Raw genomic sequence first — 18,041 nt, 5'->3', positions numbered from 1 at the left:
GCTTTTTTTTATGCGCTCATTTCAAGCAACAATGGAGAAGATTAAAATAGGAATTTCTATTGGAGACATCAATGGTATTGGACCAGAAGTACTCCTCAAAACACTAAGCGATAGCCGCATCACTGAGCTTTGCACCCCCATTATTTTTGGTTCTGCCAAGATTTTGGCCTACCACAAAAATATTGTCAAGCTTCGTAGTTTTCAGTTTCATACCCTAGAAGAAGGAGATACGCCCGAAGAAGGGCAAATCAATGTGGTTAATTGCTGGACCGATAACGTCCGTATCAATCTGGGCAATATCTCTGAAGAATCAGGCAAATACGCCTATATCGCCCTAGAAAAAGCCGTACAGGCTCTTAAAGATGGTTATGTGGATGCCCTAGTAACGGCCCCTATCAATAAGGAAGCAATGCAACTGGCTAACTTTCCACATACTGGACATACAGAGTATTTGGCCGAAAAACTAGGCAGCAAAGAGAACCTAATGATGTTGGTCCATGAAAACCTCCGCGTTGGCTTGGTGACCAATCATCTCCCTATTAAAGAGGTGGCCAATGCGCTGAATAGCCAAACCGTTTTGCGCAAGCTACAATTGATGCACCATAGCCTTCGGGCCGACTTTGGCCTTGATCGTCCCAAAATTGCCGTCCTCGGCCTTAATCCCCACGCTAGCGATGGAGGAAATATTGGAACCGAAGAACAGGAGATCATTATCCCCGCTATCGAGAAAGCTAAAAAGGAAGGAATTATGGCCATTGGCCCCTACCCTGCCGACGGCTTCTTTGGTAGCCAAAACTACAGAAACTTTGATGCAATTTTGGCCATGTACCACGACCAAGGTTTGGTGGCCTTTAAAGCGCTTTCTTTTGGACAAGGGGTCAACTTTACCGCAGGAATGCCTTTTGTTCGCACCTCTCCCGATCATGGTACCGCCTTCAATTTGGCTGGTAAGAATGTCGCCGAATCAGATTCTTTCCGCCGCGCGCTCTATCTCGCTATCGACGCCTATAGAAATCGGGCCAACTACGAAGATATGCACGCGAACGAAATGCCGATCATTAGCCTAGAACAATACGAAAAGGAGGAAGAACAGCAACGCCGCCAAGAACGTAAACAACGTAAGCAACGCCAACAAGAGAAAAACGAAGAGAGTAACCAGCAAGAAGAAAACAAGGAGGAGGACCAAAAACAAAGACCTAAACGAGGCCCCAAACGTCCAGCCCGCGGCCCCAAACGCAAAGGACCCCGTCCTGCGGATGCCGTAGAAAACGAACAGGAAACGGAAACGCCTAAGAACGAGCAAAAACAGGAACCCAAAGCCGAAACTCCAAAAAATGAGCAGAAGCAGGAACCCAAAAAACAGGAGCCCAAAGCCGAAACTCCAAAAAATGAGCAGAAGCAGGAACCCAAAAAACAGGAGCCCAAAGCCGAAACTCCAAAAAATGAGCAGAAGCAGGAACCTAAAAAACAGGAACCCAAAGCTGAAGCTCCGAAAAACGAGCAGAAGCAGGAACCCAAAAAACAGGAGCCCAAAGCCGAAACTCCAAAAAATGAGCAGAAGCAGGAACACAAAAAACAGGAACCTAAAGCCGAAGCTCCAAAAAATGAGCAGAAGCAGGAACCTAAAAAACAGGAACCCAAAGCTGAAACTCCAAAAGGCGAGTTAAAGCAAGAGGAATTGAATAAGGACTAAGCTAAAAAGGGCTGTCGGTATTTTCCGACAGCCCTTTTTGTATCCATTCTATTTGGCTTACAATTGTACCACAATTTCCTTTTGCAAAGTATAACCAGATTGAATATCTCCAGTCAATTGGTCCAGCATATTTTTCGATAAACTATCACTAAAAACATTATCCTGCTCATTGCTCGTATTAGCATCCCCCTCATAAGGCCCTTGCGCATAAACTTCATCGCAAATATCTTTGGGGAAGGCAATTTGCGTCACCCGAATAGATTCTTCATTGGACGATTTCACCTCAATGTGAATATGGGGAGCCCGCCCATCGTACCAACCTGGAAAAATGCTAATAAACTGCACTTGTCCATTGGCATCTGTGGTCTGCCGACCCCGCAAAAAACTAACATTCTGGTAGTCTGTGCTCTGCATATTGGTCCCCCCATATTCCGAATAATCGCCTTTAGCATCACAATGCCAAAGATCTACATAATAGCCCTCCAAAGGCGTGCAAGCCTCCTCGGTCTGCCGAATAACCGTAAGCTGTATCACTAAAGCAGTTCCCGTCCGATCTCCACAAATGTTTTGCTGCACCAAATCTGCTGGACTATGAATCGGGAAGGGCCCTGCCGTTTCTACTGGAGACAATGGACAGTTTTCATTCAATTCTTCATCACTATCCTTACGACAACTTGCCCCCAACCCTAAGGCTCCAAGGGCAAATAAACTACGCTTCAAAAAATCTTTTCGTTTCATAAGTTTTTTCCCCTTAGACGCAAATGCCCAAACGGGTTTAACGAATTGATTTTGTTTTATTTTGGGGCCTCCGCTGCGCTGCGCTTGCGGCGCTACGTTTCGGGGCTCGCTGCTCGCTCGGCCCTTCAGCGGCAAAGCCGCTTCGGTCTGGCCTTCGGCCACCCCTTCACATCGCTAGGCCAAAAAAGGGGCTTCGCCCCCAGTAAAATGCGCTTTTAATAGAGCTTTACGCCAGGCAACCATTCTCTGAGGCAAGCCTTTTCTTCTTCGGGAATGGGGCAGCCTCTCAAATAGATTTTCTTTAGTTTTTTGCACTGCTTAATGCTTTCTGGCAAATGGTCCAATTTGCTGTTATAGCGCAAATCTAACTCTTCTAGATTCTCCAACTGTCCAATTTTATGCTTGAGTTTACGCAGCTTGGTATCGGCCAGATTAAGTTGGCGCAAATTGCGTAGGCTATACAAGCTATCGGGTAGTTGGCCAAAATCATTATCCGAGAGGTCCAAGATTTCTAGGGCCTGCAAATCGCCAATATTGGCGGGCAAATGATTGTATTTGGTCCCTGCTAGTTTGAGGCTAGTCAGGCGAGGGAGCTTGGCCAAGCGGGCAAAAACCTGCCCTGGTTGGAGATATTTATTATAGCTCAAATCAATGGCCCTTAAGTTTTGCATTTTTTCCATGCTACTGGGCAAACTATAAATTTGAACATTGGCGGCATTGAGTTCTTCTAGATTGGGCAGTTCGCAAACCACCTCTGGAAAGCCCTTGAGGTCCATCACTCGGACACTGAGGTAGCGGAGATTTTCTAAATACTTTAGGCTATCGGGCAAAACTTCCAAGTCATTCCCCGCCAAGTCTAACCAAACCAAATGCTCCAATTCGCCTATTCTGGGAGAGAGGCTATCCAGTCGGTTATCGGAGAGGTCCAGCCAAAAAAGCTCCTTCATGCTAAAGAGGCTTTCATCTATTGCTTTTAGTTTATTCCCCTTGAGGTTGAGGCGTTCTACTTGCTGCAATTGGTCCAAATTGCTGGGCAATTGTTCTAGGCCCAATTCGGGTAATTGTAGTTCATAGAGTTGTTTGAGCGCAGGCAACTGTTCAAAGAGTTGTTCTGGATTTTTGAGGGGGTTGCGGCCCAAATTGAGTTGTTGCAAGTTCTCCATTTGCCAGAGCAGGCTATCTAGTTCTTCTAGCTTATTATAATAGAGATCGAGATATTGCAAATTGGGGAGTTTAGGCAGGCCACCAAGGTCTACAAAATAATTATTTGAGAGGTCCAAATATTGTAAATTTTGCCAGGCGGATAAATTGGCGGGCAGGCTATCGATATCATTTTCTTGCAGTTGCAATTTTTCTAGGCCAGCTAATTGGTCCAAGGGATAAGGAAAGCTTGTCAGGCGGTTTTTACTAAGGTCTAGCCACTTGAGATTTTGCAATTTGGCCATGGCTTCGGGCAGTTCTTTCACCTTATTATGGCGAAGGGACAGCAACTGTAATTGTTGTAAATTACCTATTGCCTCAGTCAGGTGTTCAAAGTAAATATGTTCGGCATAAAGGGCTTGCAAATTGGGCAATTGGGCCACTAGGGGCGGTAGGCTATTGGCTTGTTTATAGAGGCGCAGCTTATAGGCCTTGGCTTTTTCTAGATAGGCCTTATCTACTGAATAATAGAGGGGAATTTCCTCATCGTTTTCTAGTTCTTCTAAACTAAAAAAGGGCTGTGCCCGCAAAAAGGGCGCAATACAAATCAGGCTAATGGCAAAAAGATATCGATACATAATTTTAGTTTGTGTGTAGGGCCAGGCCTCCTTGGCCTAGCGCTGTGGAGGGGTGGCCGTCAGGCCAGACCGAGGCGCTGAAAGCGGCGAAGGGCCGAGCGAATAGCGAGCCCTGCAACATAGCGCCGCAAGCGCAGCGCAGCGGAGGCCCCAAATCCTACTTAAGATGTTGCTTGGCAATAATTCCGAGCAGGGCTTCCTTTTCTAGGACCAAAAGGGCGTTAATTCTCAGCTGCTGCATTTGCTCTTCGGCTTCTAGCAAAGAGGCTTGGGGCGCAATATTTTTGGGTCTTGGCGTCATTAGGGCTTTAGCCTTTAGGGCAAAAAAGGCATCATTGGCCGTTTGGCTCAGTTGGCGGCGCAAATCGCCATCAGTAATAATGCCCAAGACTTTTCCGGCCTCTTGAACGATAGCGAGGCCCAGCTGTCCCGCCGAAATGGTCAATAAGAGCTCTTGCATATTGGTCTCGGGGCCAACAAGGGGCAAATTTTCGCTTTGCATGGCCTCTTGGACCTTAGTGAGTAGGCGTTTACCGAGGTTGCCGCCAGGATGATAGCGCAAGAAATCGGCCTGTTGGAAATTGCTGGCCTCAATATAGGCCGCAGCTAGGGCATCGCCCATGGCCAGGGCGGTTAGGCTAGAGGCCAGGGGAACGGCCTGCAGGCGGGCAGCTTCTACCGAAACGCCTACATCTAGGACAAAATTGGCATAGCGGGCTAGGGTCGAATCGGGCCGGCCCACAATACAGATATGGGGAAGTTGAAGCTCTTGGATATGCGGAAGAATTTGCAAAAGTTCATCGGTTTCGCCTGAATTAGACAGGCTCAGAAAGCAGTCATTTTCCATCAGCATCCCCAAATCGCCATGAATGGCCTCTGAGGGGTGGAGGAAAAAGCTAGGGCGGCCCACGCTAGCCAAAGTAGCCGCAATTTTTTTCCCGATCAGGCCCGATTTGCCCATGCCACAGACCACCAAGCGGCCCGTACAATTGAGAATAGCCTGAACAGCCCCATCAAAATGGCTGTTGATCTTTTGGCCAAGTTGCTGAAGGGCCTTGGCCTCCAACTCAAATACCGATTTTGCAGTTTCTTGATAAGACATACACTATTTTTAAACAAGTTTGTCAGAGAGCAGCCCAAAGATATTAGTTTTGCGGCGCTTTATAGCGAACTCCATTAAAAACAGACTAGCCCAGCTGGGAAAGCTAATTTTATACAGGAAGAAGACCGCTTTTAGCGGAGTTCGTACTAACTTGTTGTTAGCAGATTTTTTCATTTCAAACAGGATAAGCATATGAATCGAGATTTAAATGAGAAGGTAGCCCAATTAAGAGAAGATTATCAAATGGGGGCCTTGCTAGAAACAGAGGTAGCCGAAAATCCTTTTCGCCAATTTGAAAGCTGGTTTAAGGCCGCTTTAGGCGCCAACTTAGCCGAGCCCAACGCCATGACCTTGGCCACCGTAGATGAACAAGGGCGACCTGCAGCCCGCATTGTTTTGCTCAAGGGATTTGATGAAAAAGGCCTATACTTTTATACTAATTATGGAAGTGCCAAAGGACAACAACTCGATTTGAATCCGCAGGCCGCCTTAGTTTTTGCTTGGATTGAAATGGAACGCCAAATTCGCATAGATGGCCTAGTCGAAAAATTGAGTGCCTCGGCTTCGGAGCAATATTTCCGCTCTCGACCTCGCGATAGTCAGTTTGGCGCTCTGGCCTCGGCCCAAAGCCAGGTCATTAGTGATCGTTCTGTTTTAGAAGATCGTCTAGCCGAATTAAAAGCCAAATATCCAGAAGGAACAGCGGTTCCCATGCCCGAAAACTGGGGCGGTTATTTGGTTCGTCCTTACCGTTTTGAGTTTTGGCAGGGCCGCAGCAGCCGCCTGCACGACCGTCTTCGCTATACCATTGAAAAAATTGAGGGCGAAGAGAAAGAATGGAAGCTCGAACGGCTAGCCCCTTAAATCATGGATCGAAAAGAACTAGAAGCACGTTGGGCCAAAATCAAAAGCTGGAAGGCCAAAGGCAAGCGGGCCCCACACAAACCACTTTTGCTGCTTTATGCCTTAGGCGCTTGGCAACAGGGACAAACACAGCTGCAGTATGCCAAAGAAGAAGCAAAACTGAAAGATTATTTTCGGGAGTTTTCAAAGTCGCCCTCTGGCCCCAAACCACATTATCCCTTTGTATTTTTACTCAATGATAAAGTTTGGGAGCTCAGCAGCATTGAAGGCATCGATAAATCTAAAGGTAGTTCCTCTAAACGGTTAAGAGACCTTGGCATCAGTGCCCAATTCCCAGCCGAGATGCAGGCCCTTTTGCGAGAGCAACCCGATTTAATCGGGCATTTGGCCGAGCAGCTTTTGCAACGCAACTTTCCCGAAAGTCTACACAGCAGCATTTTGCAAGCGGTGGGACTAGAGCTAGCGCCTGCATTTCTACTCAGCAAGAGGCGGAAAAGAGATCCTCGTTTTCGGGGCCAAATTTTGGAAGCCTATGGCTATTCTTGTGCGGTTTGTGGCTTCAATTTGCGGCTGGGGCATCAACCTTTGGCTTTAGAAGCCGCTCATATCAAGTGGCATCAGGCGGGTGGTCCCGATCGGGCCGAAAATGGCCTGGCCCTTTGCAGCATGCACCACAAACTTTTTGATTTGGGGGCTTTTCGGATTGATGATTCGCTGCGCTTGCAGGTCTCGCATAAGGTACATGGAGAGGGCTTAGACTACTATTTATTGCGGCATCAAGCCCAACAAATTCGCCTGCCTCATCTCAAAAAATATCGACCCAAAGAAGATTACCTCAACTGGCATTTAGAAGAGGTCTTTCAGGGCTATAGCCGAGATTAGCAACTCGATAAAATTTCATTTTCCTCTTAAAAAACCTATATTTAAAGGATATTGATCTCCTTTCATTTAAAAATAAATCCAATGGCCGAAAATCGCATTTCTATTGAATTGACTACCGAAATGGTCGAAGAGGTCCGCCAATTGGTGGCCCAAATTGAAGAAAAACTCCCCTTTTTGCTCTCGCTTACCCAAGACGAGCGCGCCTCTTTCCCCAAACTCCACAGAGAAAATGAAATCTTTGTCGAGGAAACTATCCGAGCGGCAGAACAGCATGATGCCGTTTTGCCCGACTATATTGATGTGGCCGAAATGAAGCGAGATTTAGAACTTTATCAGCAGTTGGGCCGCGTGATGTTGCGCCTCAACCGCCTTCACGAAAAGGTCAACGACACCATCCATATCGCTGGCGCAGAAGCCCTTGCCACAGCCTTAGTGACCAATAACATGTTTCAAATTGCCGCCAAAATGGGCGTAGATGGCATGGACCGAGTTTCTTCGGATCTCATGAATTACTTTAATAACGAAGAGCAAGATCAGTAGATTTTCTGCTTTTTTTGGGGCCTCCGCCTCGCTTCGCTCGTCGGCGCTACGTTTCGCAGCTCGCTATTCGCTCGGCCCTTCAGCCCTTTGGGCTTCGGTCTGGCCTGACGGCCACTGCTGCACATCGCTAGGCCAGCTCGACCAAAGGCCTAGGGGCCTGATAAAAGACAAAAAATGGGCTGTCGGAAAATCCGACAGCCCATTTGCGTTTAATACGAATTGGTCCTAGCGAGTTTGAGAGAAATCTGTAGTTTCAAAATCTCCTTCTGCTTCGCCGAAGGTATAGTAGTTTTCAGGAATCTCAAAATTGTTCGGGAAGACATAAGCGTGAATCTTGCTGGTCCCAAAGGCTGAAATCTTAACCATATTGCTTTGGTTTCCGCCCAAAAGCAAGACGTTGCTGCCTTTTTTGCCTACGACAAAACCCACATGACCTTTTCCGCCGCCATAACTCAAGACGGCAATAGCGCCATAAGCGGGTTGATCGACTTTTTTGCCATATTTGGCCCAAGACATAGCTGCTGCGCTGCCTGTTCCTCCTTGACCAGCTTTATTCATCACCCAGTTGACGAAAGAGGCGCACCAAGGTGTTTCATCATCTCGGAATCCACCAGTAGTGGAGTGATATTCAATTACTCTGGGATTATCTTCTGCGCCAGGGATTTCGGTAACGCCAAGCTCAGATTCAGCAATTTTGATCCAGTTGGGTTTATTCATTGGACCAGGAATAGCGGCTTCTTGCAAGCCTTCGCCATTGAGGCCCTTCCAGCTTTTTCCGCCTGGATCTACACGGCCATCGGGTTTGCTTACCCCCAATTTAGTTGCTTGGAAGTTGCTAATGGCTGTAATCGTCTTATTATCACAAGTTCCGCTGATATCCACTTTATAGTCAAACTCTTCACGGAGAAGAGTTTGGACCACCTTTACATCATCGGGATTATTTTTTCCTCCCTGGCCCACAGATCCTTGAAGATCTTTAATGGCTACGGGTTCTCCTGTTGGGGCGGCTTCTTCTTCAGCGGCAGCATCAGCAGCACTGCTATTCTCTGAAGAACTACTAGCCTCTGAGGCAGTAGTTACGCTTGCAGAGCCAGAAAGGGCGCTCCAGCTTTTTCCGCCTGGATCAATGCGGCCATCTTGCCAGCCAAAAGTGGCTTGTTGGAAAGCCTTGATAGCGGCTATAGTTTTTGGTCCACAATCGCCATCTACGGCTACATTTTGGCCTTTTTGTTTGAGGAATTCTTGGACCAATTTTACATCTTCAGCTTTATTAGCTCCGCCTTTACCCACCGAGCCAGAAATAGAAGAAGCGCTAGGCGCAGCTGTCTCGGTACTATTTGTTTCTTCGCTAGTAGTTGCTGTTGCGGCTTCTGCTGCAGTGGTAGCCGCAGCGGTGGCCGATCCAATACGTTCGCCTAAGCGTTGCATACTTGCCTCAATATCATCAATGACTTTTTGTTCTGCAGCATCGATTTTTCCATCGCTCATAAAGAGCTGCTTGAGTTGGTCCAGCGTGGCGCTATATTGATCCAAGCGGGCTTGAATCTTATCAAAGTTTGCCATAAGGTTCGTAATTAAAAGTTAGTTAGGTTAATGGTATTGGCTTATTTCTTCAGTTTGGCTTCAATTTTCTGAAGGTTTTCGAGCATTTTGGCCATTACTTCACGTCCTTTGGCTTTCTTCTTTTCTAGTTGGGGATCAATAGTTGTTGATGCTTCGGCTACGCTACTTCCTTCGATTTTGCTCTCTTCTTTTTCTTCGCCTTCACTGGCTTCTTCGGCTCCTTCAGCGGCAGCTTCTGCAGCGGCTACGATAGCTTCTCCAGCTTTAGCTAGGGAGAATTTTGCTTTTTTGAGGAGCACTTTACCCTCTTTGGCAATTTTAGCCAAGGGAGCATTCCCTTTCATGGGAGAAAGTTCGAGAACGTTACCATTTTCGCCAGCGGTAAGATGAGCTTTAGCGATAAGGATCATTTTCTTATCGCCTTTGAGTTCTTCTTTGGCTTGCTTCTTCCAGTTGGCGTCCATTTTGGCCAAAAGCATTAGGGGAGCTTCTGTGCCACAGGCAAACTTATGCATGCGTTTAACGAAAAAGGTCACTGCATTTTCTTCGCCTAGGGCTTGAGTTTCGGCCATTTTGGCTAGGCGTTTAAATTCTTTGACATATTCTGTATGAGTCAGCTTGTCAAACTCTGGTTTCATTTTAGTTTTCATTGCTTTAGTTGATTTAGTGGTATAAAATCTTGTTTTGCCTTTTAAAGTTAGAAAAAAGCCTACGGCTCTACAAAGCTTCCAAAGACTTTTACAGCTAATTTATTTTTCTATTGTTTATCTGCTTTTTTGTCTCTATCTTATTGGTTTTTTGCCCATTAAGTGCCGAATAACGATAGCTAAAAGCAGCCCCTGCAGATGAGCGGCCTAGCGATGTGCAGCAGTGGCCGTTAGGCCAGACCGAAGCCCAAAGGGCTGAAGGGCCGAGCGAATAGCGAGCTGCGGAACGTAGCGCCGACGAGCGAAGCGAGGCGGAGGCCCCAAAACAGATCCTTACAGACATAAAAAAAGGGCTATCCGATTGGACAGCCCTTTAGTTTGTTTTATTGTGGTTTATTTCCAGCCGTGAAGTTGGAACCAGCCTGCTCTTTCTAGTACATTTCGAGAATAATCTCGGCCAGTGGTATAATAGTCAATATCATAGCCAGATTGGTAGGCACTGAGGGCGCGAGAGGGCCCGCAGTTATAGCCAGCGATACCAGCTTGTAAGAGTTGTTTGCTCATTTTCCAGCCCAACTTTTTGGTAAAGAGGTTCATAGAATTTTTGAGCACGGCACAGCCGTAGATAATATTTTCGGTAGCGTTTGCCCATTTTCCAGACTGGATAAAAGCGACATGCCAGCGGTCGTCCACCTGCATCAGGCCTCTACCGTGGCCGCCATCTCCGGTGCCATGAGGGCCGGGAGGGGTTAGGGCCAAGCCCCAGTGCGACTCTCTAGAGCCGATCCCTGCGATTACGGAAGCGGGGATATCGTATTGTTGCGACACTCTTAGCACAGCATTTTTGTATTTGCCGTTGAGTTCTGCCAACTGCTGAAGCAGATGCGGGTTATTTTTGGCGTAAGAGGTTTGAAACTGTAGGTAATTGCCAGAAGGTTGGGGACGATTGAGCAGGGCTGCCCAGGTAGAAGGGCCTACAATGCCGTCAGCAGTCATTCCTTTTTTGTATTGGAAGTGCTTGACGCAATTCTCGGTATAGGGGCCAAATTCGCCATCGGGGCGGACTCGGTAGCCATAACCTTTGAGTAATGTTTGTAGCTCGGCCACCTCATCGCGCAGATGTGGGGAGGTGTGGCGATAGCCATCATATAGACGGAGTGTAGGTCTTCCCATGAGTCAATATTTAGGGCACCATTTGGTGCTTAAAAAGCAATTTAGAGATTCTATCTCCCTAAAATATAATTTTTTAATACTTCTAGCAAAGTTTTACTTTCTTATTCCCCTGTTTTTTGTCCCAAGCGCTCTAGGCCAAAAACCAAGGCAAAGCCTAAAAGGGCCAAAAGAACTGCGCCCAAAAGATAGGGCTCGCCTTCATAGGCGCTAGGCAAAACAGATTGAAATAGGAAAGGCTCTTCTTCGCCATGGCTATTGATGCGTGTTTTAATGACATTTTGCCAGGGCCAAATTTTGGGTAAAGAGCCCAACATAAAGCCAGTGAGCAAAGCCAAGGCCGCCGAGCGATAATGCTTAAACAGCCAACTCAATACTCTAGCAAAACTCAATAAGCCCAAACCACAGCCCATCATAAAGACCAAAAGAAAGAGGATGTCTTTTTCGTGAATGGCCTCAATCACATGCTTATACATGCCCATCAGGAGCAAAATGAAACTACCTGAAATTCCAGGTAAAATCATGGCACAAATAGCAATGGCCCCAGAAATAAAGGCCATAGGATAGCTTTTGGGCATTTCTGTAGGCACAAAAAGCGTAATGCCGTAGGCAATGCCAGCTCCCATAATCAATAAGACAATAGAAGGCAGATTATTCCACTTAATTTGCCGCCCAACATATAAAGCCGAAGCTAAAACCAAACCCATAAAAAAGGACCAAAGCAGCTGCGGATAATGTTCCAAGGCCGAGCTAAGCAAAGAGGCCAAGCTCAAGACACTGACAAAGATGCCCCCAAAAAGGGCCAATAAAAAATTGCCATCTATGGCGGTCCAAAAAGCAGCAATTCCCTCTTTTTGCAAGACTTTTAGGTTCGCAAAATTAACGCCCTTAATGCCTTGAAGCAAACGCTCATAAATGCCCGTAATAAAGGCTACGGTTCCACCAGAAACCCCAGGCACCACATCTGCAGCGCCCATGGCCATACCTTTGAGGAAAGTAAATAGATGTTGCATAATTATACTTCTTCGCTGGCTTTTAGTTTCTCGGCATTGTAGGTAGTTTGAATGGCCTCAATGAACTCCTCAATGGCTCCGTTCATCATATCGCCTAGGTTGTAGCGCGTAAAGTTGATGCGGTGGTCCGTCACCCGGTTTTGAGGATAGTTATAGGTCCGAATTTTTGAAGAGCGATCACTAGATACGACCAAGCTATTTCGCAAATCGGTAATGCTATCTTGCTGCTCTTGCTGCTGCAATTCAAACAAACGAGCATAGAGTTTTTGTAAGGCAATCTCGCGGTTACGGTGCTGCGAACGCCCTTCCTGACATTCTACAACGACCCCACTAGGTTTGTGCGTTACCCGCACGGCAGATTCCGTTTTGTTTACGTGCTGCCCCCCTGCCCCACTGGCCCGGAAGGTATCCCAGCTCAAATCCGCTGTATTGATCTGAATATCTTCGGTCTCAAAAATAGGCATAATCGCCACGGTGGCCGTAGAGGTATGCACCCGCCCCTGAGATTCCGTTTTAGGCACTCGCTGTACCCGATGCGTCCCCGATTCATATTTGAGCAAGCCATAGACCCCATCGCCCGTAACTTCCATAAATACTTTAGAGTACCCCCCCGACTCACTAGGCGTTTCCGAGATTAACTCCCGCTTCCAACCCATTTTATCAATATAGCGCTCATACATCCGAAGCAAATCTCCCGCAAAAATGGCCGCCTCATCTCCACCCGCTCCCGAGCGGATTTCAATCGTGACATTTTTCTCATCTTCAGGATCTTTGGGAATCAACATATACTTGATTTCCTCTTCCAATGGCCCCTGACGCTCCAAAAGCTCATCCATCTCCATTTTGGCCATTTCCTTAAACTCAGCCTCATCAGAGTTTTCCAAAATCTCTTTGCACTCGGCCAAGCCATCCAAAAGCGCTTTATACTCTTCATGCGCCTTAACCAAGGGCTCCAAACCCTTATATTCTTTATTGACCTTCATAAATTTCTTCATATCAGAAGAAATACTAGGGTCCGAAAGCTGCTCTTGCAGGTACTCAAATTTGTCCTTAATCGCAGACAGCTTGCTCAATAAGCTATTCATAGTGTTTTGCCTCGCAAAATGAACTCATCTACTGCTGAGTTCTATGTTAAATAATATTCTAATTGTTTTTTTTGGGGCCTCCGCAGCAAGCTGCGGCGCTACGCTACAGGGCTCGCTCTTCGCTCGGCCCTTCAGCCCTTCGGGCTTCGGTCTGGCCTGACGGCCACCCTTTCGCATCGCTAGGCCATACAAAAGCGGCCTGCGGCCGCCTAGCTAGGGCCAAGGCCCTAAAGCATCTCCTCTTCCAATAAGGTCTTAACCAAAGCAGAAAGTTTAGGCGAAGCCGTTTCTACTACCGCCAATACATCTTCCAATGTGGTCTCGGCAATCGCCTCTAAAGGCCAACATTTGTTCGAGACAACAGAAGTGACTAAAACAGGCAGCTCCGCATGCTTGGCCACAATCACCTCTGGTACCGTAGACATCCCAATGACATCCGCACCCAAAATATGCGCCATCCGATATTCCGCTGGCGTCTCCAAATTTGGACCTTGTAGGGCCAAATATACGCCTTGATGAATGGGCAAACCCATTTCTTTGGCCTTAGCTTCTACCTTATTATTTAAAGCATGATCATAAGCATCTTTCATATCTGGAAAACGAGGACCTAAACGATCGTCGTTCTTTCCCCGCAACGGATGATCAGGAATGAAGTTGATATGATCACGGACCAAAATAATATCGCCCGCATTCATCTCCGCATTCACACTGCCCACCGCAGAAGAAATCAACAAACGCTCTACCCCCAAGGCCTTAAATACCCGAACTGGGAAAGTCGCCTCCTTGGTCGAATAGCCCTCATAATAATGAAAACGGCCCGACATAGCCACCACAGGCTGACCCGCCAAATAACCAAAAATTAAACAGCCAGCATGTCCCTCTACGGTAGAAACTGGAAAATGCGGTATCTCCGCATAAGGTATGCGATGAACTTCCTCAATTTCTTCCCCTAAAGGGCCTAAACCTGTACCTAAGATTAAACCATAGCGAACCTTAAAGGTCTCAGTTCTGTTATTTAAGTACTGATGACAGACGGCAATTTGTTGTTCTAAACTCATCTAGCAAAAACTTAAAAAGTATGCTAATCATCAGGGAATCAATAAATTGAATGCCTGAATAATTTTTAAGGAAATGTTATATTTAGAATCCTAAAATTTTGAACTCTAAGTACTTGTACTTATTTTTGTTAGGGCAAGGCCAAAGATAAGCAATTTTTTCTGTCTTCGGTGATTTGCCGCTTTTCCAAAATAAAACTCAATATTAGAGTGACCACTAGAAAACTAGTGCATCTCTATCTTGAAAATAGCCTAAAAGAGGCTTTTCAACCCAATGTTCTAACCTACTCTTTTTTATCTACACTACTTTTTAACACTGATTGATATGAAAATTCTATCTTTCGTCCTAGCGCTTGTTCTTGGTTTCAATGCCAGCAACGCTTTCGCTGCCAACCCCAATCATGAAGACAAAATGGTCGCTGTTATCCTTCTTTTGGACAATGGTGATGACCGCGAAGTTGTAGCCACAATTTATACTAGCCTTATGTCTGCCGAAAAAGTAGCCAAGGTACTAGACATTGAAATGGTAGCTTCTGATGATCCCGTTCAAGATGATGTCTATGTTTTCTCTCTAAAATCTCAGGAGCAGAAAGAATTGACCATGAAAATGTTTGACGAAGAGGGCTACGAACTAGCTGCTCACCGTGTTATGGAAGTAACTGAAGGTAGCAACTACCGCGCACTCAATGTAGAAACACTCGAGGACGGTACTTATATGTTCCAAATCACTGACGAATCTGGCGCTGAACTTAACCGCAAGGTGACCATCAAACGTGAAGAGAAATAAGCGAGATTGCTGATTAGCATCCGCAAATGACCTTAAAGGCAAGCCAAATGGCTTGCCTTTTTTATTTTCCCTAGACAGATCCTTTAAAAAGACTTTATCGTTTATCTCAAAACAAATTTGCCCCAAAGCCTGTATCTTATTGACTATACCACTTAAAGCTATTTAATCATCCCCCTCCCCTAAAACTATCTCTATGCGTACGCTCCTTTTATTCCTTAGCCTATTTATTGCCCAATTTAGTTTTGCCCAAGATGAAAGGCCTCAATTGCAAATGGGAGAAAAATCCCCCATAGCAAACTTTGCAGCTATAGATGGCAAAAACTATAAACTCAAAGAGCTACTAAAGGACAATGATAAGGTGCTGATCTCTTTTTTGAGACCTGTTTGGTGTCCTGTCTGTAACTTTCGGACCCATGAACTCAAAGAAAATTTTGAGCACCTAAAAGCCCAAGGATATGCCGTGATTGTGGTCTACCCTAGCCCCCTAGATCGCCTCAAGGCCTTAGCCGAAGACGCAGAACTCCCCTTTATTGTCGTTGCCGATCCAGAAGAAAATCTGTTCGAGGCCTTCAAAATTGAGAAATCTGCTGGAAAAGTCCGAAATTCCATTTTCAAGAAGAAGGTGCGTAAGGCCGCCAAAAAAGGAAAGAAAGCCTATGAGGGGAAAAAATACCCCAAAAAGGGAGATAAACCTGGTCCTATCCTTCCTGCCGACTTTATCATTGATCAAGACCAAAAGATCATCCAAGTCCGCTATGGCAGCCATATTGCCGATCATATCGAGATCGAAAACCTCTTACAGTAAATTTAATTAAAACCAGCTAACCGATGTCTAAAATGCGTAGCATCAACCCTCAAGATTTAGAAATTAAGGATCTGCATCAGTTTATGGTGGGGGCTATAGCCCCTCGTCCCATTGCTTTTGTCTCTACCATTGATGAAAATGGGGTAGCCAATATTGCTCCCTACAGCTTCTTCAATGCCTTTTCCTCTAATCCACCAATGATGGTCTTCTCTTCTAATCGAACTGTTCGAGGGAATACCACCAAAGATACTTTACACAATATCCAAGCAAACCAAGAGGTAGTCATCAATGTAGTAACCTACGATATGGTCCAACAAATGACCCTAGCCAGCATTTCTTATCCCGCTCATATTGATGAGTTTGCCAAAGCGGGCTTTACGCCTCTAGCAGCTGAAACTGTGGCCCCCTTCCGCATTGCAGAATCTCCAGTACAGTTTGAGTGCAAGGTAGAGCAAATTATTAGTTTAGGCGAGCATGGCGGAGCTGGCAACCTGATGTTCTGTAAAGTACAGCGCTTCCATATTGATGAGGCGGTTATTGATGAACGCAACCGCATCGACCCCCACAAACTCGATTTGGTAGGCCGCCTTGGCCGTGCCTATTATGTGCGTGCTAGTGGAGATGCTCTTTTCTCCATCTATCAGAATCCTTCTGATTTGGCCTTGGGCTTCGATCAATTGCCAGAGCGCATCCGCCAAAGCGAAACCCTAAGCGGAAAAGAGATTGCTTATATGGCGGGCCTAATGGCCCTACCTACAGAGCAGGAAATAGAACAATTGGTCCAAACAGATGATAATTTGGCCAATTTGCTTGAGCTAGCGCCCGCAGGCTCTAAAGCCCGCTTTGAAATGCAAGAGCGCTATGCTCGCACCCTCCTCCAACAAGGAGAATACGCCAATGCGCTGGCCTGCCTCATGATTGAATAAGGTCCTTTATGGATCCATCCTTTTTAGTTCGCTCTACCCTGGAGGTAGAGCGTTTTTTTTTGTTTGGTCCATTTTGCGGTGGACAGGCGGCAAAGCCGCCGCAGGCCCAGCGCTGCGCAGCGGTGGCCGCAGGCCAGACCGAGCCAGCTTGCTGGCGCAGGGCCGAGCGAATAGCGAGCCGCGAAGCATAGCGACCCGAGCCGATAGGCGAGGGGCAGCCCCAAAATCAACAGCAGACAAAAAAGCAGCAAGCAAAGGCCCCAAAAGCCAAAAGATTTTTAACTTTGATTCTTTACTATAACCATGTGGGCCCTTGGGTCCAAGAACTTTTAAGAAGATGAAAAAACGCGTTCTATCTGCCATTCAACCTACTGGAGACCTTCATTTGGGCAACTACTTTGGGGCGGTCCAAAACTGGGTGCGGCTACAAGAAAATTACGATTGTACCTTTGGTGTTGTGGACTATCACGCCATGACGATGCCCTATCAAACTAAAAAACTGCGGGAGAATAGCTGGAACATGATTTTTAATCTTCTGGCCCTAGGCGTAAAACCAGAATATCTCTTTTTGCAGTCTTTGGTGCCTGAACATGCCGAGCTTTGCTGGATTTTGAGCTGCTTTTGCTCTTATGGCGAGCTTAGCCGCATGACGCAGTTTAAGGATAAAAGCCAGCAGGTGAAAGAAGGCCAAAAAGATAATTTCATCTCTGCCGCCCTCTTTAGTTATCCCGTTTTGCAAGCTGCCGACATCCTGATTTATCGGGCCGATTATGTGCCTGTAGGCAAGGATCAGGAGCAACATCTAGAGCTTACGCGCAACATTGCCACTCGCTTTAACCAAGCTGTGGGCAAGGAGTTTTTTGAGCTGCCCGAGCCTCTATTTACCGAATCGCCCAAGATTCGCTCTTTGGCTGATCCCAACCGAAAAATGAGCAAAAGCCTAGGCGAAAAACACTACATCAGTGTTTTTGAAGAGGAGGCCCGCCTCTTGAAGAAAGTGGGTTCTGCCGTAACCGATACGGGAGCAGAACAGGCCCAAGGCATTATGAGTCCTGGAGTAGAAAACCTCTTTACTTTGATTAAGGCGGCTGGACATGGCGAGGTACATGATCAATTATTGGCCGTTTACCAAGATCCCAACCAACAACTTTCTTATAAGGATCTCAAAGAGGCCGCTAAGTTGGCATTGGGTCAATTAGTTGCGGGATTCAAGGAAAAACGGGCCGAAGTATTGGGCAATAAAAAGGAGTATAAGAAACAAATTAAGGCGAGCTCTGAAGAAATTCGCCAACGCGCACAAGAGTGCATCAAGGAGGTCAAAGATTTGGCGGGCTTGAGCAATGTGCGCTTCTAATAGCCACTAAAAAGGGCGACCAGTTTTCGGTCGCCCTTT

At 46.4% G+C, this 18,041-nt stretch carries 17 protein-coding genes; 8 read left to right on the top strand and 9 right to left on the bottom strand.

Features of this window, described 5'->3' with window-relative positions:
• Window positions 1-10: 10 nt before the first annotated feature.
• Window positions 11-1,693: a 4-hydroxythreonine-4-phosphate dehydrogenase PdxA gene (gene pdxA / locus PPO43_RS08635; RefSeq protein ID WP_272616886.1), complete on the top strand. Its 1,683-nt coding sequence runs from the start codon at window positions 11-13 to the stop codon at window positions 1,691-1,693.
• Between the two features lie 57 nt (window positions 1,694-1,750).
• On the opposite strand, the gene PPO43_RS08630 is transcribed toward pdxA, so the two are convergent.
• The 3 genes from PPO43_RS08630 to PPO43_RS08620 form a co-directional block, all read right to left on the bottom strand.
• Window positions 1,751-2,431 carry a dioxygenase family protein gene (locus PPO43_RS08630; RefSeq protein WP_272616884.1) on the bottom strand — a complete coding sequence of 227 codons (681 nt, stop codon included), beginning with the start codon at window positions 2,429-2,431 and terminating at the stop codon, window positions 1,751-1,753.
• Window positions 2,432-2,646: 215 nt separating this feature from the next.
• Window positions 2,647-4,209: a leucine-rich repeat domain-containing protein gene (locus tag PPO43_RS08625; protein WP_272616882.1), complete on the bottom strand. Its 1,563-nt coding sequence runs from the start codon at window positions 4,207-4,209 to the stop codon at window positions 2,647-2,649.
• A 157-nt stretch (window positions 4,210-4,366) separates the two neighbouring features.
• Window positions 4,367-5,311 carry a KpsF/GutQ family sugar-phosphate isomerase gene (locus PPO43_RS08620; protein WP_272616880.1) on the bottom strand — a complete coding sequence of 315 codons (945 nt, stop codon included), beginning with the start codon at window positions 5,309-5,311 and terminating at the stop codon, window positions 4,367-4,369.
• Between the two features lie 192 nt (window positions 5,312-5,503).
• Here PPO43_RS08620 and pdxH point away from each other — a divergent pair, with 192 nt between their 5' ends.
• The 3 genes from pdxH to PPO43_RS08605 all read left to right on the top strand — a co-directional run bounded on the left by pdxH (window position 5,504) and on the right by PPO43_RS08605 (window position 7,597).
• Entirely contained in the window at window positions 5,504-6,175 is a 672-nt protein-coding gene (pdxH, locus tag PPO43_RS08615; protein WP_272616878.1) for a pyridoxamine 5'-phosphate oxidase, read from the top strand.
• Between the two features lie 3 nt (window positions 6,176-6,178).
• Window positions 6,179-7,057, top strand: a complete 879-nt coding sequence (locus tag PPO43_RS08610; RefSeq protein WP_272616876.1) for a phosphorothioated DNA-binding restriction endonuclease — start codon at window positions 6,179-6,181, stop codon at window positions 7,055-7,057.
• An 81-nt stretch (window positions 7,058-7,138) separates the two neighbouring features.
• Entirely contained in the window at window positions 7,139-7,597 is a 459-nt protein-coding gene (locus PPO43_RS08605) for a hypothetical protein (protein ID WP_272616874.1), read from the top strand.
• A 225-nt stretch (window positions 7,598-7,822) separates the two neighbouring features.
• Here PPO43_RS08605 and PPO43_RS08600 read toward each other — a convergent pair whose 3' ends face one another.
• The 6 genes from PPO43_RS08600 to PPO43_RS08575 all read right to left on the bottom strand — a co-directional run bounded on the left by PPO43_RS08600 (window position 7,823) and on the right by PPO43_RS08575 (window position 14,133).
• The gene (locus PPO43_RS08600; RefSeq protein ID WP_272616872.1) at window positions 7,823-9,160 is read right to left on the bottom strand and encodes a TIGR02594 family protein; all 1,338 of its coding nucleotides are present in this window, start codon (window positions 9,158-9,160) and stop codon (window positions 7,823-7,825) included.
• Window positions 9,161-9,201: 41 nt separating this feature from the next.
• Window positions 9,202-9,810 (bottom strand): hypothetical protein, encoded by a 609-nt coding sequence (locus PPO43_RS08595; RefSeq protein ID WP_272616870.1) that lies wholly within the window; start codon window positions 9,808-9,810, stop codon window positions 9,202-9,204.
• Between the two features lie 390 nt (window positions 9,811-10,200).
• A complete protein-coding gene (locus PPO43_RS08590) occupies window positions 10,201-10,980 on the bottom strand; it encodes a peptidoglycan-binding protein (protein WP_272616868.1) in 780 nt (259 codons plus the stop codon).
• Window positions 10,981-11,081: 101 nt separating this feature from the next.
• Window positions 11,082-11,990 carry a DUF368 domain-containing protein gene (locus tag PPO43_RS08585; RefSeq protein ID WP_272616866.1) on the bottom strand — a complete coding sequence of 303 codons (909 nt, stop codon included), beginning with the start codon at window positions 11,988-11,990 and terminating at the stop codon, window positions 11,082-11,084.
• 2 nt (window positions 11,991-11,992) lie between these two features.
• A complete protein-coding gene (gene prfA / locus PPO43_RS08580; RefSeq protein WP_272616864.1) occupies window positions 11,993-13,075 on the bottom strand; it encodes a peptide chain release factor 1 in 1,083 nt (360 codons plus the stop codon).
• Window positions 13,076-13,302: 227 nt separating this feature from the next.
• Complete coding sequence (locus PPO43_RS08575) at window positions 13,303-14,133, bottom strand: purine-nucleoside phosphorylase (RefSeq protein ID WP_272616862.1); 831 nt, start codon at window positions 14,131-14,133, stop codon at window positions 13,303-13,305.
• Between the two features lie 409 nt (window positions 14,134-14,542).
• On the opposite strand from PPO43_RS08575, the gene PPO43_RS08570 reads away from it, so the two are divergent.
• The 4 genes from PPO43_RS08570 (at window position 14,543) to trpS (ending at window position 18,002) form a co-directional block, all read left to right on the top strand.
• Complete coding sequence (locus PPO43_RS08570) at window positions 14,543-14,917, top strand: T9SS type A sorting domain-containing protein (RefSeq protein ID WP_272616860.1); 375 nt, start codon at window positions 14,543-14,545, stop codon at window positions 14,915-14,917.
• A gap of 193 nt (window positions 14,918-15,110) precedes the next feature.
• Complete coding sequence (locus tag PPO43_RS08565; protein ID WP_272616858.1) at window positions 15,111-15,722, top strand: redoxin domain-containing protein; 612 nt, start codon at window positions 15,111-15,113, stop codon at window positions 15,720-15,722.
• Window positions 15,723-15,745: 23 nt separating this feature from the next.
• Window positions 15,746-16,648: a flavin reductase family protein gene (locus PPO43_RS08560; protein WP_272616856.1), complete on the top strand. Its 903-nt coding sequence runs from the start codon at window positions 15,746-15,748 to the stop codon at window positions 16,646-16,648.
• A gap of 337 nt (window positions 16,649-16,985) precedes the next feature.
• Window positions 16,986-18,002 carry a tryptophan--tRNA ligase gene (gene trpS / locus PPO43_RS08555; RefSeq protein ID WP_272616854.1) on the top strand — a complete coding sequence of 339 codons (1,017 nt, stop codon included), beginning with the start codon at window positions 16,986-16,988 and terminating at the stop codon, window positions 18,000-18,002.
• Window positions 18,003-18,041: the final 39 nt, after the last annotated feature.

This window comes from Saprospira sp. CCB-QB6 (genome assembly GCF_028464065.1).
In the GTDB taxonomy this organism is placed as follows: Bacteria; Bacteroidota; Bacteroidia; order Chitinophagales; family Saprospiraceae; genus Saprospira.
The sequence above is the reverse complement of the archived record's forward strand: the minus strand, read 5'-3'. Positions and strand labels throughout refer to the sequence as shown.

Coding starts and splice junctions, on each gene's coding strand:
- PPO43_RS08585 (WP_272616866.1), bottom strand. CDS start 11,990: ATGCAACATCTATTTACTTTCCTCAAAGGTATGGCCATGGGCGCTGCA.
- PPO43_RS08625 (WP_272616882.1), bottom strand. CDS start 4,209: ATGTATCGATATCTTTTTGCCATTAGCCTGATTTGTATTGCGCCCTTT.
- prfA (WP_272616864.1), bottom strand. CDS start 13,075: ATGAATAGCTTATTGAGCAAGCTGTCTGCGATTAAGGACAAATTTGAG.
- PPO43_RS08575 (WP_272616862.1), bottom strand. CDS start 14,133: ATGAGTTTAGAACAACAAATTGCCGTCTGTCATCAGTACTTAAATAAC.
- PPO43_RS08590 (WP_272616868.1), bottom strand. CDS start 10,980: ATGGGAAGACCTACACTCCGTCTATATGATGGCTATCGCCACACCTCC.
- PPO43_RS08610 (WP_272616876.1), top strand. CDS start 6,179: ATGGATCGAAAAGAACTAGAAGCACGTTGGGCCAAAATCAAAAGCTGG.
- PPO43_RS08595 (WP_272616870.1), bottom strand. CDS start 9,810: ATGAAAACTAAAATGAAACCAGAGTTTGACAAGCTGACTCATACAGAA.
- pdxH (WP_272616878.1), top strand. CDS start 5,504: ATGAATCGAGATTTAAATGAGAAGGTAGCCCAATTAAGAGAAGATTAT.
- PPO43_RS08565 (WP_272616858.1), top strand. CDS start 15,111: ATGCGTACGCTCCTTTTATTCCTTAGCCTATTTATTGCCCAATTTAGT.
- PPO43_RS08605 (WP_272616874.1), top strand. CDS start 7,139: ATGGCCGAAAATCGCATTTCTATTGAATTGACTACCGAAATGGTCGAA.
- pdxA (WP_272616886.1), top strand. CDS start 11: ATGCGCTCATTTCAAGCAACAATGGAGAAGATTAAAATAGGAATTTCT.
- PPO43_RS08630 (WP_272616884.1), bottom strand. CDS start 2,431: ATGAAACGAAAAGATTTTTTGAAGCGTAGTTTATTTGCCCTTGGAGCC.
- PPO43_RS08620 (WP_272616880.1), bottom strand. CDS start 5,311: ATGTCTTATCAAGAAACTGCAAAATCGGTATTTGAGTTGGAGGCCAAG.
- PPO43_RS08570 (WP_272616860.1), top strand. CDS start 14,543: ATGGTCGCTGTTATCCTTCTTTTGGACAATGGTGATGACCGCGAAGTT.
- trpS (WP_272616854.1), top strand. CDS start 16,986: ATGAAAAAACGCGTTCTATCTGCCATTCAACCTACTGGAGACCTTCAT.
- PPO43_RS08560 (WP_272616856.1), top strand. CDS start 15,746: ATGTCTAAAATGCGTAGCATCAACCCTCAAGATTTAGAAATTAAGGAT.
- PPO43_RS08600 (WP_272616872.1), bottom strand. CDS start 9,160: ATGGCAAACTTTGATAAGATTCAAGCCCGCTTGGATCAATATAGCGCC.